Annotated in this window: 2 protein-coding genes; both read right to left on the reverse strand. The window is 61.5% G+C overall.

What is annotated here, in order from left to right:
* Positions 1 to 74: 74 nt before the first annotated feature.
* Entirely contained in the window at positions 75 to 653 is a 579-nt protein-coding gene (locus NW856_RS12765; RefSeq protein WP_011434357.1) for a DNA-3-methyladenine glycosylase, read from the reverse strand.
* 26 nt (positions 654 to 679) lie between these two features.
* Positions 680 to 955, reverse strand: a complete 276-nt coding sequence (locus NW856_RS12770; RefSeq protein ID WP_011434358.1) for a ubiquitin-like small modifier protein 1 — start codon at positions 953 to 955, stop codon at positions 680 to 682.
* Positions 956 to 964: the final 9 nt, after the last annotated feature.

A 964-nucleotide genomic window follows, 5' to 3' on the forward strand; every position in this document is an offset into this window, starting at 1 on the left:
GTTCAGCAGTGTTCAGCGTAAATGTATCAGTCCTTTAGCCACTGCCTTCTGCGAGCATTGTCCGCCTGCCCCCACTAATAGCGCGACACCGCCGGATGTCCACCAATGTACCAGCGCCAGGGGATCTCGGCTCCTTGGGTGATGCCGATGCGGGTGGTTTGGACGATGGACAACTGCGTTTGCCAAGAGGGGGATCCCTCCAGCCAAATGCCTTCCTGGCCGGCTTCCGCCCGCTCTAGCCGCCAGCCGTTGTGGGATCCGTCGATGCGCAGTGCTTGACAGAGCAGGCCCGGCCCCGCCGCCGCCCGTGCTGGCTGATTCTGTTTGTTGGCCGGGATCCAGTCTGGCAGGCGATCCAACTGAGCTGCCCGGATCAGAACCGCCGCCGGGATCCCTTCTGGCTCGGTAACGATATTTAGACAGTGGTAGAGGCCGTAGATGCGATAGATGTAGAGATGCCCTGGCGGGCCAAACATGACCTGGTTGCGTTGGGTCTTGCGGCGGTAGGCATGGCAGGCCGGATCCCCAGCCGTGTAGGCCTCCGTCTCTACGATCTGGGCCCGCACCTGCAGCCCATCGGCAAATTGCCGCACCAGAACCATGCCCAGCAAGGCAGGTGCCACCAGCGGGGCCGGCTGGCTCAACCACTCCACAGCGTCCACGGCAGGCTTGGCAGCCCTCAGCCCCCAGCAACGGCAGGGACGATGCTCACCTCATCCCCATCTTGCAGAGGGGTGTCACATCCCTTGAGGAAGCGAATGTCTTCGCTGTTCACATAAAAGTTGACGAAGCGGCGCAATTCCCCCTTCTCATCGCACAGCCGCGCCTTAATCCCCGGACAGCGTTGTTCCAAAGCATCCAACAATTCGCGGATGGTGGATCCCTCGCAATTCACCACCCCCTGATCCTGGGTGAGCGCCCGCAGCGTGTTGGGAATCAGCACCTTGACTGCCATAGCCCAATG

The organism is Synechococcus sp. R3-13 (genome assembly GCF_047462195.1).
Classification (GTDB): domain Bacteria; phylum Cyanobacteriota; class Cyanobacteriia; order Thermostichales; family Thermostichaceae; genus Thermostichus.